15 protein-coding genes are annotated in these 15508 nt (G+C 68.2%); 8 read left to right on the top strand and 7 right to left on the bottom strand.

Annotated elements, in window-relative coordinates; translation table 11 throughout:
- Positions 1–68 precede the first annotated feature (68 nt).
- Positions 69–575: a CinA family protein gene (locus IEW34_RS20570; RefSeq protein ID WP_188611092.1), complete on the top strand. Its 507-nt coding sequence runs from the start codon at positions 69–71 to the stop codon at positions 573–575.
- An 18-nt stretch (positions 576–593) separates the two neighbouring features.
- A complete protein-coding gene (locus tag IEW34_RS20565; protein WP_188611091.1) occupies positions 594–1850 on the top strand; it encodes a NupC/NupG family nucleoside CNT transporter in 1257 nt (418 codons plus the stop codon).
- Positions 1851–1871: 21 nt separating this feature from the next.
- On the opposite strand, the gene IEW34_RS20560 is transcribed toward IEW34_RS20565, so the two are convergent.
- Positions 1872–2660 (bottom strand): helix-turn-helix transcriptional regulator, encoded by a 789-nt coding sequence (locus IEW34_RS20560; RefSeq protein WP_210324542.1) that lies wholly within the window; start codon positions 2658–2660, stop codon positions 1872–1874.
- Positions 2661–2760: 100 nt separating this feature from the next.
- On the opposite strand from IEW34_RS20560, the gene IEW34_RS20555 reads away from it, so the two are divergent.
- Together IEW34_RS20555 and IEW34_RS20550 are read left to right on the top strand one after the other, a co-directional pair.
- Positions 2761–3969 carry an ABC transporter substrate-binding protein gene (locus IEW34_RS20555; protein ID WP_188611089.1) on the top strand — a complete coding sequence of 403 codons (1209 nt, stop codon included), beginning with the start codon at positions 2761–2763 and terminating at the stop codon, positions 3967–3969.
- A 46-nt stretch (positions 3970–4015) separates the two neighbouring features.
- On the top strand, positions 4016–5473 hold the full coding sequence (locus IEW34_RS20550) for a flavin-containing monooxygenase (RefSeq protein WP_188611088.1): 1458 nt from the start codon (positions 4016–4018) through the stop codon (positions 5471–5473).
- Here the strand turns inward: IEW34_RS20550 and IEW34_RS20545 are convergent, their stop codons facing one another.
- From IEW34_RS20545 to IEW34_RS20520, 6 genes are all read right to left on the bottom strand, one after another.
- Positions 5474–5677, bottom strand: coding sequence for a hypothetical protein (locus IEW34_RS20545; protein WP_188611087.1), 204 nt, complete (start codon positions 5675–5677; stop codon positions 5474–5476).
- A gap of 178 nt (positions 5678–5855) precedes the next feature.
- The gene (locus IEW34_RS20540; RefSeq protein ID WP_188611086.1) at positions 5856–7157 is read right to left on the bottom strand and encodes a peptide ABC transporter permease; all 1302 of its coding nucleotides are present in this window, start codon (positions 7155–7157) and stop codon (positions 5856–5858) included.
- Between the two features lie 476 nt (positions 7158–7633).
- On the bottom strand, positions 7634–8512 hold the full coding sequence (gene mmsB, locus IEW34_RS20535; protein WP_188611085.1) for a 3-hydroxyisobutyrate dehydrogenase: 879 nt from the start codon (positions 8510–8512) through the stop codon (positions 7634–7636).
- A gap of 264 nt (positions 8513–8776) precedes the next feature.
- On the bottom strand, positions 8777–9919 hold the full coding sequence (locus IEW34_RS20530) for an isobutyryl-CoA dehydrogenase (RefSeq protein ID WP_188611084.1): 1143 nt from the start codon (positions 9917–9919) through the stop codon (positions 8777–8779).
- 36 nt (positions 9920–9955) lie between these two features.
- Positions 9956–10489, bottom strand: a complete 534-nt coding sequence (locus tag IEW34_RS20525; protein ID WP_188611083.1) for a hypothetical protein — start codon at positions 10487–10489, stop codon at positions 9956–9958.
- Between the two features lie 104 nt (positions 10490–10593).
- The gene (locus IEW34_RS20520) at positions 10594–12090 is read right to left on the bottom strand and encodes a CoA-acylating methylmalonate-semialdehyde dehydrogenase (RefSeq protein WP_188611082.1); all 1497 of its coding nucleotides are present in this window, start codon (positions 12088–12090) and stop codon (positions 10594–10596) included.
- Positions 12091–12325: 235 nt separating this feature from the next.
- On the opposite strand from IEW34_RS20520, the gene IEW34_RS20515 reads away from it, so the two are divergent.
- From IEW34_RS20515 to IEW34_RS20500, 4 genes are all read left to right on the top strand, one after another.
- Positions 12326–13219: a LysR family transcriptional regulator gene (locus IEW34_RS20515; protein WP_188611081.1), complete on the top strand. Its 894-nt coding sequence runs from the start codon at positions 12326–12328 to the stop codon at positions 13217–13219.
- Positions 13220–13310: 91 nt separating this feature from the next.
- On the top strand, positions 13311–13886 hold the full coding sequence (locus IEW34_RS20510; protein ID WP_188611080.1) for a TIGR00645 family protein: 576 nt from the start codon (positions 13311–13313) through the stop codon (positions 13884–13886).
- A gap of 231 nt (positions 13887–14117) precedes the next feature.
- Entirely contained in the window at positions 14118–14567 is a 450-nt protein-coding gene (locus IEW34_RS20505; RefSeq protein WP_188611079.1) for an ester cyclase, read from the top strand.
- Positions 14568–14751: 184 nt separating this feature from the next.
- The gene (locus tag IEW34_RS20500; protein WP_188611078.1) at positions 14752–15501 is read left to right on the top strand and encodes a 2OG-Fe(II) oxygenase; all 750 of its coding nucleotides are present in this window, start codon (positions 14752–14754) and stop codon (positions 15499–15501) included.
- The last annotated feature ends 7 nt before the right edge of the window (positions 15502–15508 follow it).

The following is a 15508-nucleotide window of genomic DNA, read 5'->3' as shown; positions in this document are numbered from 1 at the left end:
TCCGTCTCGGCGTGGCCGCGGGCCGGCAGGGCCTTGACTTATCTCAGCCATGGCCCAAACCAGGAGGCATGAGCGCCGACACCATTCCGCCCAGCCTCACCCGTCTCGCCCGCACCTGCGCCGAACGGCTCATCGCCCGCCAGGAGACGATCGGCATCTCGGAATCATCCGCCGGCGGCCTCGTCGCAGCGGCGCTGCTCGCGGTGCCCGGCGCATCGGCCTACTTCCTGGGTGCCAGCGTCACCTACGCGCGTCCGGCGGCGCGCGGCTTCCTCGGCATCGAGCGGCTGCCGCCCGGCGTGCGTAGCTCGACTGAAGCCTATGCGGCGTTCATGGCAGAGACCGTGCGCCTGCGCCTCGGCGCCACCTGGGGTCTGTGCGAGACCGGTGCCGCCGGGCCGAGCACCAACCGCTACGGCGACCCGACCGGCCACACCTGCCTGGCCATAGCCGGCCCCGTGGCCGACACGCGCACCCTGCGTACCGGGCTCGGCGAGCGCGAGCCCAACATGATCGCCTTCGCCGAAGCGGCCTTGCAGCTGCTGCACGATACGCTGGCCGCCAAGGACAGCTGACCCGGCAGCGAGGCCGCGATGATCGCCGAGCGGCTGCAATCCGGGCTTGGCATCCTCGTCATCCTCGCCGTTGCCTGGCTGCTGAGCAACAACCGCCAAGCCGTGTCCTGGCGCCGGATCGCCGCCGCGCTGGCGCTGACCGTCGCACTCTCGGCCATCGCCCTGCATCTCCCGCCGATCGTCGCCCTGCTGCGCGGCGCCAACGGTGCCGTCGATGCGATCTCCGAGGCGACGCGCGCAGGCACCTCCTTCGTCTTCGGCCACATCGGCGGCGGGCCGGCCCCCTACGACGTCAAGGCGCCGGGCAACAGCTTCATCCTGGCTTTCCAGGCGCTGCCGGTCGCGCTAGTGGTCAGCGTCATCACCACGCTGCTGTTCTATTGGGGCATCCTGCCGCCGGTGGTGCGCGGCTTCTCCTTCGTGCTCGAACGCCTGCTCGGCGTCGGCGGCGCGGTCGGGCTCGCCACCGCCGCCAACATCTTCGTGGGCATGGTGGAGGGACCGATGTTCATCCGCCCCTATCTCGCCAAGCTCACCCGGAGCGAATTGTTCATCGTCATGACCGGCGGCATGGCCGGAATCGCCGGCACGGTCTTCGTCGTCTACGCCACCATCCTGCGCGACGTCATCCCGGACGTGGCCAGCCACCTCATCGTCGCCTCGGTTCTCGGCGCGCCCGCGGCGATCCTGATCGCGCAGCTGATGATGCCGGAGACGGAGGCCCAGCAGATGCCCGGCAGCCTCGGCCCCATGGAGCCGATCGCCTCGAGCACCATGGACGCCATCGTCAAGGGCACCACCGTCGGCCTCGAGCTGCTGCTCAACATCGTCGCCATGCTGATCGTGCTGGTGGCGCTGGTGCATCTGGTCAACGCCGCAATCGGCCTCCTGCCGCAGATCATGGGCGCGCCGCTGACCTTGCAGCGCCTGCTCGGGGCGGTGATGGCGCCGCTGTGCTGGCTGATGGGCATCCCGTGGGCGGAGGCCCCGACGGCCGGGGCGCTGATGGGTACCAAGACCATCCTCAACGAGTTCATCGCCTACCTCGACCTCGCCGCGCTGCCGCCCGACGCGCTGTCGCCGCGCAGCCGGCTGATCATGCTCTATGCCATGTGCGGCTTCGCCAACCTGGGCTCGCTCGGCATCATGGTCGGCGGCCTCACGGCGCTCGCGCCCGGCCGCCGCGACGACATCCTCAAGCTCGGGCCGCGCACCGTCATCTCCGGCACGCTCTCCACCTGCCTGATCGGCGCCCTGGTCGGCGCTCTCAGCTGATACGAAGAGCGCGGGTGCCGATCAGGCACCGATCGGGCCGAGCATGCCGAGCTGGGCCGCCAGCGCCACCGCGTGCGCCCGGTTCGCGGCGCCGAGCTTGCGCACCACGTTATCCAGGTGGAAGCGCACGGTAGTGGCGGAGACGCCGCTGAGCTCGGCCACCTCGCGTTCGCGGTAGCCCTGCGCGGTGAGGCGCAGGCACTCCCATTCGCGCGGCGTGAGGCGCGACAGGTCCTCGCTCGTAAGCCCCCGCCGGCCAGGCCGGCGGCGCAGCACGTGCATGAAGAAATGCCCGCACGCCAGCAGCTCCGGTCCGGCCCCGGCGACGATCGCCGCGGCGCCGTCTGCCCCGAAGCCGCCGGCCCAGGTCACCATGGCGACCTGCCCGCGGGGCAGATGAACCGGCACGGTGATCATCGCCGTGAGCCCCATGGCCAGCACGATGGTCGTCGCCCGCCGCTGCTCCGGCGGCGGCAGCGCGCCATGGCGCGCCGGCGCCAAGAGGTCGGTGACGAATGGCAGATGCTCGAAGCGGCACCGGATGTAGAAGGGCATCTTGAGGGTGGCGTGGTCGTTCCACCAGATCCGCATGATCTCGTCCGGCCATCCCTGGCGCCGATGAAACGCGTCCATCAGCGGGTCGAAATAGGGCCGCGACAGATCCGGCGCCCAGGCCGTCTTCGCCGCCCCGATGGCGGCGGCAATGCCTTCCAGCTCCGGGATCGCCGCATCGAGACCGGCCGCACCACGCAAGGCCGCCAGATGCTGCCGCAGCCGCCGCATAGCCAGCGGCTTCACCTCTCCGTCCATGGGCTCCCTACGCTTTCCGAGAGGGCCAATTCATCGCACGCCCGGCTAAACCCTAGCCGCGTAAGGCGTCGACAGGAACGCCACGCAACGGGAGGATCGGATGAAGCATCGCATGGGCACATGGGCCTCGCTCCTCGCCCTCGCTCAGCTCGCCTGTGGGCCGGCGACCGCTGGCACCTACGACGAGGGGGCAACGGACACCACCATCAAGATCGGCAACGTCGCCGCCGCCAGCGGCGCAGTCGCCATTTACCTGCCGTACAGGGAGGCGCTGAGCCGCTGCTTCGCCAAGATCAACGCCGACGGCGGCATCCATGGCCGCAAGATCGAGTTCATCTCCTACGACGACGGCTACAACCCCGCCCGCACCGTCGAGCAGACGCGCCGGCTGGTGGAGGGCGACGGGGTGCTGTTCCTGGTGGGCGGCGTCGGCACCGCGACGAGCCTCGCCGCGGCGCCCTACCTTGCTCAAAAGAAGGTGCCCCATCTGTTCGTCGCCTCGTCCGCCAGCAAGATCTCCGACGCCGAGCTCTTCCCGTGGATGATGGGCTGGCAGCCCGCGGCGGCGCAGGAGGGGGCGGTGTTCGCCCGCTACATGGTCGATACGCTCGGCACCTCCAAGATCGGCGTGCTCTACCAGAACGACGATTTCGGCCGGGATTTCCTGGCCGGGGTGAAGGCCGGGCTCGGGGCCGACGGCGCGGGCCGGCTGGTGGCAGCCCGGCCCTACGAGGCGGCCGAGCCGACCATCACGTCCCAGATCGCCCAGATCAAGGCCGCCGGCGCCGACACGGTCTACCTCGCCGCCACCGGCAAGTTCGTCGCGCAGGGGATCAAGGCCATCCGCGAGCTCGGCTGGCAGCCGAACATCTTCATTCCCTACGTCGCCAATTCGCCCGAACTGGTGCTGAAGGCGGCGGACCTCAAGGGCGACGAGAAGCTATTCTCGGCCGCCTTCCTCAAGGACCCCGGCGATCCCCGCCAGGCCACGGCCGACGACGTCAAGGAATGGCTGGCCTGGATGGACAAGTACTATGCGGGCGGCAACACCAGCGAGGTCTTCAACGTCTGGGGATGGTCCATCTGCCAGACCGTCGCCCATGTGCTGCGCCAGGCCGGGGACACGCTGACGCGCGCCAACGTGCTGAAAGCGGCGAATTCCCTGCGCGACTACCGGCCGCCGCTGGTGCTGCCCGGCATCCTGCTGTCGTCGAGCCCGACGCAGCACCGGCTGGTGAAGTGCCTGCAATTACAGCGCTTTGCGGCCGGGCGCTGGGCGCCCGAAGGCGAGGTCGCCTGTGCCGAATGATCAATCCACGATGGCCCGCCATCATCAGCGCGAAAGAGACCTGCCCATGTCCGGATCCACCAGGCCGCTCAGACTAGCCGTCATCGGCGCCGGCGCCGGCGGTATCGCCGCCGCCATCGGCCTGCGCGACATCGGCATACGCGACGTCACCATCTTCGAGAAGGCACACGACGTCGGCGGCACCTGGCGGGACAACACCTATCCCGGGCTCGCCTGCGACGTCCCCTCCCACCTCTATCGCTTCTCCTTCGCCCCCAATCCGGACTGGAGCCGGCGCTACTCGCCCGGCGGCGAGATCCAGGCGTATATGAAGAAGGTCGCGGCCGAGTTCGACGTGACGCCGCTGGTGCGTTTCGACAATGAGGTGACGGCGGCGCGCTGGGACGGCGGCGCGTGGCGCATCCAGACAACGAAAGGGGATCAGGGCTCGTTCGATGCCGTCATTTCGGCGGTGGGCGTGTTGCACCACCCGGTCTACCCGGACATCCCTGGACTGGCGGATTTTTCCGGCACGGCTTTTCATTCCGCACGCTGGGACCATCGCGTCGACCTCGCCGGCAAGCGCGTCGGCATCATCGGCACCGGCTCCACCGCCGTGCAGATCCTGCCGGCGATTGTCGAAGACGTGGCCAAGGTCTCGCTGTTCCAGCGCACGGCGCAATGGATCCTGCCCGAGCCCAACCCGCCCATCCGCGAGGAGCGCAAGGCTGCCTTCCGGGCCGAGCCGGCGCTGATGGCCGAGCAATACGAGCGGCTTGCCGAGACCTTCAACGGCGCCTTCTGCGCCGCCCTCGTCGGCGACAATCCGCAGTGGTACGACGAGATGCAGACCGCCTGCCAGGCCAACCTCGACACGGTGGGGGATGGGGACCTGAAGGCCCGGCTCACGCCGCACTACCGCCTCGGCTGCAAGCGCCTGATCGTCTCGGACCGGTTCTACCCGGCGATCCAGTCTCCGAACGCCGAGCTGGTGACCGACACCATCGTGGGAATCGAGCCGGGCGGCGTGCGCACCGCCGACGGGCGCCTGCATGAGCTCGACGTGCTGGTGCTCGCCACCGGCTTCGACCCGCACCATCCCATGGGCCGGACCCAGGTGAGCGGAGACGGCGGACAGACGCTGGACGAGGCCTGGGCCGACGGCAACGTCACCTACCGCGCCGTCGGCGTCCCCGGCTTCCCGAACTGGTTCATGCTGGGTGGCCCCTACAGCCCGATCGGCAACTTCTCGTTCCTGATGACGCTGGAGCGCCAGCTGAGCTACGTGCTTCAGCTCCTGGGAATGCTGCGTGCGGGCGAGGCACGCCGCATTGCACCGGGGCGCGATGCGACGTCGGCCTATTACGAAGCGATCAAGGCCAAGGCCGGCGCCTCGATCTGGGCCTCGGGATGCAAGAGCTGGTATATCGACAAGCTCGGCAACGTCGCCTCCTATCCCTGGGGCTACGACGTGTTCGAGCGCGAGATGAGCCGGCCTGTCCTGGCCGACTTCGAGATCACCTGATCAGGCCGCCAGGCTCAACGCCGGAGCTTCGGATACGCCCTTCGTCGAGCTGTTGGGCACGTCGTCCGTGGCCTTGGCGCCGAAGAAGATGATGCCCGCCGCGATAGACGCCAGCACGAGCCCGGCAATCAGGACATAGAGGACCGGCCAGCCGGGGCGCCCCTGCCGAGCCTCGGTCGGAGTCACATGTTGGGTATCGATCACGATCGCTCTCCAGTGTTGGGCCGCGGGAGGGAGGAGGCGCCTCGCCGGTCCGTGCTCTCGCACGGCCACGCGATGCAGCCCCCGGCCTGTCGCAGCCGTCTGAAGGCGAACGTTGCCCGGCCCGAGCCGGTTCCGGCCGGGGCCGATGCATCAGGTGCGGGATGCGCCGGCGCGCGAGTTACGGTGGCGCACCATGAGGCCCGTCGGCGGGCGGCTCGGCCGCGCGCCGCACGCGCAGCAACTGCACGCCGGGCCGGTGGGTGCGGAACTGCCCGCGCTCGATGGCGACGAAGGTCAGCACCACGGCGCCGATGACGGACAGCCACCACGCCTGGGCATTGGCCGTGCCGAGGCAGGCGATGGCGAAGGCGCTGCCGTAGCCGGCGAGCACGCCGGGGATCAGCACCTTGTTGAGCGCTGCCGACGAGGACAGCGCGAAGAACAGGGCCGCGGCCGCGGCCAGAGCGCCGATCAGGCCGAGCTCGTACCAGATCTCGAACGGCAGCGTCTGCGGCGCATCGGGCGGCAAGAGCCCGATGAAGCGTGCCCTGAGGCTGGTATCGAGCCCGTGGCCGGTGATCAGCCGCAGCGGATCGCGGCCGACCTCGTCCGCCCAGATACGCAGGGCGGCGGCGCCCGGATAGAGCGGCCCGTGGAAGAACTTCAAGAACGGCCGCACCAGGAAAGGCACCAGGGGCGCGATCGCCAGGATGGCGGGCAGCACGATGGCGATGGCACGCACGCCGTGCTGGCGCCCGAGCGCCACCACGCCGTAGACGATGGCGCCGACGAGCAGGGCGGCGATGGACGCGCGATCCCCCGCCATTCCGGCGGCCAGGGCCACCACGGCCACCAGCGCGGCCGCGCTCCCCGGGCGGCTGCGCGAGACGAGCCACGCCACGCCCGGCCAGACCATGACCGCCAGGATCGCCACCGCGCGCTCCAGCGGGTCGAGCTCGCTCGGCACCGCGAGGCCCGTGCTGAGCCGGAGCAGGATGACGGCGATGGCGGCCAGGGCTGCGATGCCGGCGCCGAGGGGGACCAGGTAGAGGTTGGCCGCGCGCATGCGCAGCGGCAGGCTGACGATGCCGGCGAGAGCCACCGCAATGGTGCCGACGATATTGACGATCTTCTCCGTCGCCGTGTCCGGAAACGGCGTCCAGGCGATCGACAGGGCAGCCCAGCCGAGCAGCAGGAGGGCGCAGGCTCCGCCGTTGGACATCAAGGTTTCGCGAAGCGTGCGGGCCCGCGTCGTCGCCGCCCGGTCGAGAAGGGCGGCCAGCACGAGCAGCGCCGTACCGACCGGCACGAGGATGACGGTGGCGCGGCGTGCCCAGATCGCCGCGACGGGCACGGCGAAGACCAGGATGAAGAAGCCCAGGCGGCGCAGCAGGACGGCGGCGTCCTCGGCCGGATCGAAGCGCGAAGCCGCGTGCCGGGCCGCAGGACGCGACGGCCCGGCGGGCGCCTGAGCCTTCAACGGGGCTTTGGGTGGGGTCGACCTGGACGTGGGAGCCCTGATCTCCATGACGATCGCGCGGTTTGATTGATCTCGGTTGTCCTAACGGTAGCCGCCGTTCATCGCTGGCGCTGTAGAGATGGGGCAACACTGCCGCACCGAAACGTGTCCGCCGGCAGGACGAGATCCCAATTGGTCATTGTCATCCGAACCGGACGGCCCTCGGACATGCATGTCCGAGCCCGCCGGAATGTTCCCTCGCGATGAGCCGTCCGGCCGGCTGATCGACGGCCGGCCGGACGGCGCGCCGCCCAAGAGCATTTGGCCATCGGATGAGGCCATCCATGCCAGAGAAATGCTCATGATCTCTTGAATTTGGAGCGCTTCTTCGCGGTCTAGAGCATTTCCGCGTTTCTTCGAATCGCCGAAATGCTCTATCTGTTTGATTTGTCGCGTTTTCTTGTCGCGAACCGGCGTCCACTTCGCTCGAAAACGCTCTAGGCGCCGCGCAGGAACTTGATGATGCCGGAGAAGTCGGCGCCGCCATTGCCGGCCCCGGCGAACAGCGCATAAAGCTGCGCCGCCTCCGCGCCCAGGGGCGTGGCGGAGCCGCTGGCCAGCGCCGCCTCCTGGGCCAGCTTCAAGTCCTTCAGCATCAGGTCGGCGGCGAAGCCCGGCTTGTAGTCGTTGTTGGCGGGCGAGGTCGGCACCGGGCCCGGCACCGGGCAATAGGTGTTGATCGACCAGCACTGGCCCGACGACGTGGAGGCGACGTCGAACAGCGCCTGGTGGGACAGGCCGAGCTTCTCGCCGAGCGCGAAGGCCTCGCAGACGCCGATCATCGAGATGCCGAGGATCATGTTGTTGCAGATCTTGGCCGCCTGACCGTTGCCGGCGTCGCCGCAGTGGACGATCTTCTTGCCCATCGCCTCCAGCAGCGGCTTGCCCTTGGTGAAGGCGTCGACGCCGCCGCCGACCATGAAGGTGAGGGTGGCGCCTTGGGCCCCGCCGACGCCGCCGGAGACCGGGGCGTCGAGCGAGAGCGCCCCCGCCTCCTTGGCCAGGGCGTGCGCCGCCCGCGCGCTGGCGACGTCGATGGTCGAGGAATCGATGAACAGCGCGCCCGTGGGCGCCGCCGGCACGATCTCGCGCCAGACGCCGAGCACGTGCTTGCCGGCCGGCAGCATGGTGACCACCACCTCGGCGCCGGCGACCGCCTCGACCGCATTAGCCGAGACCGCCACCCCCGCCTTCGCCGCGGCATCGCACGAGGCGACCGACAGGTCGGCGCCGCGCACCGTGTGCCCGGCCTTGACCAGGTTGCCGGCCATGGGGCCGCCCATGTTGCCGAGGCCGATGAAGGCGATGGTGGTCATTGCGTCTCTCCCGATTGAGTTGGCCTGGCGGATGGATGGCCATCCTCGCCTCGTGCGTCTGCACCATGGATTTGATGGTTGGGTAGCGACGGAGCCGCCGCGCACCCTCGCCCCGCTTGCGGGGAGAGGGAGGGGTGAGGGGACTTGCCCACGTGGCGTGACCGCGTCGAGATTCCTCCGGTCCCCTCACCCGGCTTGCGCATGCGCGCAAGCCGACCTCTCCCCGCAAGCGGGGCGAGGTGAGCGGCCGCGCCGCCCGCGATGTCATCGTCCGATCAGGCTGCGCGCCACGATCACGCGCATGATCTCGTTGGTGCCCTCGAGGATCTGGTGCACGCGCAGGTCGCGCACGATCTTCTCGACGCCGTATTCGGCGAGGTAGCCGTAGCCGCCATGCAGCTGCAAGGCCTGGTTGGCGACCTCGAAGCCGATGTCCGTGCCGAAGCGCTTGGCCATGGCGCATAGGCGGCTCGCGTCCCCGTCCTTGCGGTCGAGGGCAGCGGCCGCCCGCCACAGGAAGGTGCGCGCCGCCTCCAGCTCGGTGGCCATGTCCGCAATGCGGAACTGCAAAGCCTGGAATTCGTCGAGGCGCTTGCCGAAGGCCTTGCGCTGATTGACGTAGGCCAGCGTCTTGTCGAGCGCCGCCTGGGCGCCGCCGATCGAGCAGGCGGCGATGTTGAGCCGCCCGCCGTCGAGGCCCGCCATGGCGATCTTGAAGCCGATGCCCTCCTCGCCCAGCCGGTTGGCCACCGGCACACGCGCATTGTCGAAGATCACCGAGCGGGTGGGCTGGGCGTTCCAGCCCATCTTGCGCTCGTTGGCGCCGAAGGAGAGGCCGGGCGTGTCCTTGGGCACGACCAGAGTCGAGACGCCGCCGGCGCCTTCGCCGCCGGTGCGCACCATGACCACGTAAACGTCGGTGGCGCCGGCGCCGGAGATGAACTGCTTGGCGCCATTGAGCACGTAATGGTCGCCGTCGCGCACCGCCTTGGTGGCGAGCGCCGCCGCATCCGAGCCGGCGTTGGCCTCGGTGAGGCAATAGCTCGCCATCCATTCCATGGTGGCGAGCTTGGGCAGGAAGCGCCGGCGCTGCTCGTCGCTGCCGTAGGTGTCGATCATCCACGACGCCATGTTGTGGATGGAGATGAAGGCGGACACCGTGGGACAGCCGCTCGCCAGCGCCTCGAAGATCAGCGCCGCGTCGAGGCGCGTGAGGCCGGAGCCCCCCACGTCCTCGCGCACGTAGACGCCGCCCATGCCGAGCGCCGCCGCCGCCCGCATCTCCTCGACCGGAAAATGCTTGGCCTCGTCCCAGGCCAGGGCGTGCGGTGCCAGTTGCTCCTCGGCAAACGTGCGTGCCATGTCGCGGATGGCGATGTGATCCTCGCTGAGGGCGAAGTGTGTCATGGCGTCCTCAGGGCTCCCCATCTGGTTATTTGCTTACTACGGCTCACTCTGCGGAACGGCTATTGGAGGAATGGCCGTGGATGGATTCAGCAGCTCCAATTCATGCAGCAAAGCGTCGTGGGCCAGTTGCCTCCGCCGGCAGTACACCTCCTCCGTGCAGTTTGTCGGAGGATTGGCCGCGATCGACGCGTCGACGACGAGGCCACAGGCAGAACGCACCCCGACGACCGGCCACTCGCGCGCGTTCCTCAACTTTTCCGGCAGGCGTGGATCAGCTTCAATGAGGAAGTTCAAGCGTCCCCCTTGGGTTGCTCCCCACGCTTTGGCGGATCGCCGCCCTGCATCAATGTCACAATCACCAAGCATACAATACGCTTCAAGGACTGATACATGATTGGGGATTCTGCCCTTGTGCGCACGGTCGACACTGAAACGACTCACGAAGATATAACCACCGCGAAATTTGATGGTCTTCGTAGACACGTACGTCCCCTCGAAGATGACGGGGGCGGCATCGACCATGCTTTTGGCCAGCCTCTCGGCTTGGATGAGCTCGGTGCCTTCTGCCAACGGCATTCGCCAGTAGGCTAGGCTGGGACAGCTGAAGCTGTTTGCTGCAGGCGATCCCAGCCCCACGACTGCTACCAATGCAGGCAGAAGGCGCCCGAACACTGTCAGGCCATCGTCGGGATGACGAACTCGGCGCCTTCCTTGACGCCGGACGGCCAGCGCGAGGTGACCGTCTTGGTCTTGGTGTAGAAGCGGACCGCATCGGGACCGTGCTGGTTGAGATCCCCGAAGCCCGAGCGCTTCCAGCCGCCGAAGGTGTAATAGGCGATCGGCACCGGGATCGGCACGTTCACGCCGATCATGCCGACGTTGACCTTGGCGGCGAAGTCGCGCGCCGCGTCACCGTCGCGGGTGAAGATGGCGACGCCGTTGCCGTATTGGTGGTCGGAGGGCAGTCGGAGCGCCTCGTCGTAGTCCTTGGCGCGGACGACGCTGAGCACCGGCCCGAAGATCTCCTCCTGGTAGATCTTCATCTCTGGCGTCACCTCGTCGAAGAGGCAGCCGCCCATGTAGAAGCCGTTCTCGTAGCCCTGCATCTTGAAGTCGCGGCCGTCGACGACGAGCTTGGCGCCTTCCTTGATGCCGGTATCGACATAGCCCTTGACCCGCTCCAGGGCCTCGCGCGTGACCAGCGGGCCGTAGTCGGCGGTCGGATCGGTGGAGAGGCCGATCTTCAGGCTCTCCACGCGCGGCACCAGCTTCTCGATCAGCTTGTCGGCCGTCGCCTTGCCGACCGGCACCGCCACCGAGATGGCCATGCAGCGCTCGCCGGCCGAGCCGTAGCCGGCGCCGATCAGGGCGTCGACGGTCTGGTCCATGTCGGCATCGGGCATGATGATGGCGTGGTTCTTGGCGCCGCCGAAGCATTGCGCCCGCTTGCCGGTCTGCGCCGCACGCTCGTAGATGTACTGGGCGATCGGCGAGGAGCCGACGAAGCCGACGGCGCGGACGTCCGGGTCGTCGAGGATGGCGTCGACCGCCTCTTTGTCGCCGTTCACGACGTTCAGGATGCCGGCCGGCAAGCCGGCCTCCAGCATCAGCTCGGCGAGGCGCATGGGCACGCCCGGATCACGCTCGGACGGCTTCAGGATGAAGGCGTTGCCGCAGGCGATCGCCGGCGCGAACTTCCACATCGGGATCATCGCCGGGAAGTTGAACGGGGTGATGCCGGCGACCACGCCGAGCGGCTGGCGCATGGAATAGATGTCGATGCCGGGCCCGGCGCCTTCCGTGTACTCGCCCTTCATCAGGTGAGGGATGCCGCAGGCGAACTCCACCACCTCCAGGCCGCGCTGGATGTCGCCCTTGGCGTCGGGGACGGTCTTGCCGTGCTCCCGCGCCAGGAGCTCGGCCAGGCTGTCGTATTCCGCTTGCACCAGGTCGAGGAACTTCATCAGGACGCGGGCGCGGCGCTGTGGATTGGTGTTGCCCCAGCCGACCTGGGCGTCGCGGGCATTCTCCACCGCTGCCCGGAGCTCGGCCTTGGTGGCCAGAGCGACCTTGGCCTGAACCTCGCCGGTCATGGGCTCGTAGACGTCGGAAAAGCGTCCGGACGTGCCGGGGACGTGCTTGCCGCCGATGAAATGGCCGATGGTGCGCATGGCGCTGCTCCCGAGTTTCAGATCCGCGCGGTCCGGCACTCTCGACCGGTCCGGGCGCAAGGTCCAGATCCCATGATACGCGAGTGGCGGCCACCGCCCATCGCGCCCGCGGATCCCCGCTGCGATGGATTGGTCGACTATCATTGACATCTGCGCACAGCTATAGGCTTTCTTGAAGCTCGGTCGTGCATTTTTGCGCAAGAGCCATCCCCGATGCCCGGCCACGAAGGTATGCATGACCGGCTTCGATTGGGACGACCTGCGCTTCTTCCTCTCCGTCGCCCGCGCCGGCCGGCTGACCGTCGCCGCCCGCCGGCTCGGCGCCGACCATGCCACGGTGTCGCGGCGCATCACGTCGCTCGAGGCTTCGCTCAAGGCCAAGCTGTTCGAACGGCGCCCGCAAGGCTACCAGCTCACTGCCCACGGCGAACGCCTGCTCACCAAGGCGGAGGCGATCGAGACGGAGGCCCTGGCCGCCCAGAGTGAGATCGGCGGCGCCGACCTCAGGCTGTCGGGCACGGTGCGCATCGGCGCGCCGGACGGCTTCGGCACCTATTTCCTGGCGCCGCGCATCGGCCGCCTCGCCGAGCGCTATCCCGAGCTCGACATCCAGCTGGTGGCGATGCCGCGCATCCCCTCGCTCAGCAAGCGCGAGGCCGACATCGCCGTCTCTCTCAACCCGCCGCGAGAGGGCAAGATCGTCGCGCGCAAGCTCGCCGACTACGCGCTGGGCCTGTTCGCCGCCCAAGCCTATCTCGACCACGCCCCGCCGCTCGAGCGCGTGGAGGATCTCTTCGCCCACAAGGTGATCGGCTACATCGACGACCTGATCTACACGCCGGAACTCGACTATCTCGACGAGGTGGCCAAAGGGCTCCGGGCACATCTGCAGAGCTCCAACATCGTGGCGCAGCTGATGGCCGCGCAGGCCGGCGCAGGCGTGTGCGTGCTGCCACGCTTCATGGCGGCGCGCGCCGGGCTGGTGCACGTCCTGCCCGAGACGGTGACGCTGGTCCGCTCGTTCTGGCTGATCGTGCATGCGGACCTCAAGGACGTCGCCCGCATCCGCGCCAGTGTCGAGTTCCTGGTGCGCGAGACGCGCGCGGCGCGGGCCGAGCTGCTGCCCTGACCGCGGGCGACGCCGCAACCCTTGTGCGGCGCGGCGATGGCCTCTATCTCCCGACCGTTCCCTTCGCCAGAGATCGAGCCGCGCCACACCCATGTCGCCGACGCCACCGACCCCGACCGAGCCGAAGCTGCCTCCGCGCCTGAGGCCCCTGCCGGCCGTCATTTTCGGCTCCCGCTGGCTGCAGCTGCCGCTCTACCTCGGGCTGATCGTCGCCCAGGGCGTCTACGCTTTCCTGTTCCTCAAGGAGCTGTGGCACCTGCTTTCCCACGCCACGGATTTCAGCGAGCAGCAGATCATGCTCGTGGTTCTCGGCCTGATCGACGTGGTGATGATCTCCAACCTGCTGATGATGGTGATCATCGGCGGCTATGAGACCTTCGTGTCGCGGCTGGAGCTCGAAACCCATCCCGACCAGCCGGAGTGGCTGAGCCACGTCAACGCCAGCGTGCTGAAGATCAAGCTCGCCATGGCCATCATCGGCATCTCGTCGATCCACCTGCTGCGCACCTTCATCGAGGCCGGCAACCTCGGCGTGCCCGGCAAGACCAACTACACGGAGACGGGCGTCATCTTGCAGACCGTCATCCACACGGTCTTCATCCTGTCGGCCATCGGCATCGCCTATGTCGACCGCCTGGCGCAACCGCCGGCGGGCAAGGCGCACTGAGTCAACCCCGGCGGCGGGGGCCTGGCGCATCAGGGCCGCTACCCCGATCCCGCCCGGGCGGGGCGTCGCGACCACGTCGGGCAAAGCCGTCGCGTGCCGACGGCACGGGCGGCCGAGCGGTTTCAAGGCAAGAACCGGAGTTCGGCGAGATGTCCTCGCGTGTAATCCGTCGTGCAGGTCGTCGATCAGCTTCGATGATCCTCTCGAAACGGAATACGAGGATCCACGCCGATGAACAGGGAAGAAAATAACAAGGCAGTCGTCGTCCGCTGGTTTACGGAGTTCTGGGGCAAGGATGTCAATCTTGCGGTCGTCGACCAGATCGCCGCACCGGACATGCTGCTCAAATACTCGCTGCATGAGCCCCGCCGCGGCCATGACGACATCAAGGCGTTCATGCACGACTTCCGCGCGGCATTTCCCGATCTCAACTTCTGGGGAACGGCGGACCTGATCGCCGAGGGCGACTACGTCGTCGGCCAGTGGGAAGGCGGCGGCACTCATACGGGGCCGGCCTTCGACGACTTTCTCATCGGCGGCCTGTCCGCCGCGACCGGCCGCAGGATGCACTTCACCGGCACCACCGTGCTGAAGCTGCGCGACGGCAGGATCGTTGAGGAGATCGGCCTGGACGACGGCGTCACCGCCCTGACCCAGCTCGGCCTGATCGAGGCTGCCTAGAGAGCGTTTTCGAGCGAAGTGGACGCCGATTCGCGTGAAGAAAACGCGACAAATCAAACAGATAGAGCATTTCGGCGATTCGAAGAAACGCGGAAATGCTCTAGATGTGAGCTCTCAGTAGGTTGTCGATCCGGTCCGGGAGAAGCGCTCCGGATGTGAGCACACTGGCAAGGAGGCCATTGGCATGCCCCCCCGTTCGTCCGGCCTCGCCTCGCCCGTCGCGGATTCGTCCGCGGCGGCGCGCGTTGCCGCTTACGACTGGCCCGCGCTCGCGGGCGAGCTCGACGGCTACGGCTGCGCCGTTCTGCCGAAGCTGCTCTCGCCGGAGGAGTGCCGCGCCATCGCGGCCCTCTATCCCGATGAAAGCCACTTTCGAAGCCATATCCACATGGCGCGGCACGGCTTCGGCAGAGGCGAATATCGCTACTTCAAATACCCGCTTCCCGACCTCCTGGGCGGTCTGCGGACGGCGCTCTATCCGCATCTTGCGCGTGTCGCCAACGCGTGGAACGAGCGGATGGGGATCGACGGGCACTTCCCCGGCGACCACGCGTCGTTCCTGGCGCGATGCCACGACGCCGGCCAGACGCGGCCGACGCCGTTGCTGCTGCAATATGAGCCGGGGGACTTCAACTGTCTCCACCAAGATCTCTACGGCGATCTCGCCTTTCCCATACAGGCCGCGATCCTGCTGTCGCAGCCTGGCGCGGACTTCACCGGCGGCGAGTTCGTGCTCACCGAGCAGCGGCCACGCATGCAGAGCCGTGTCGAGGTCGTGCCCCTGCGCCAGGGGGATGCGGTGGCCTTCGCCGTCCATAACCGCCCCGTTCAGGGCTCGAAGGGCAGTTACCGCGTCAACCTCCGCCACGGCGTGAGCCGGGTCCGCTCCGGTAGGCGGCACACGGCCGGCATCATCTTCCACGACGCGAAATGAGGGAGCG

The organism is Chelatococcus reniformis, from assembly GCF_014640075.1.
Classification (GTDB): Bacteria; Pseudomonadota; Alphaproteobacteria; order Rhizobiales; family Beijerinckiaceae; genus Camelimonas; species Camelimonas reniformis.
The sequence above is the reverse complement of the archived record's forward strand: the minus strand, read 5'-3'. Positions and strand labels throughout refer to the sequence as shown.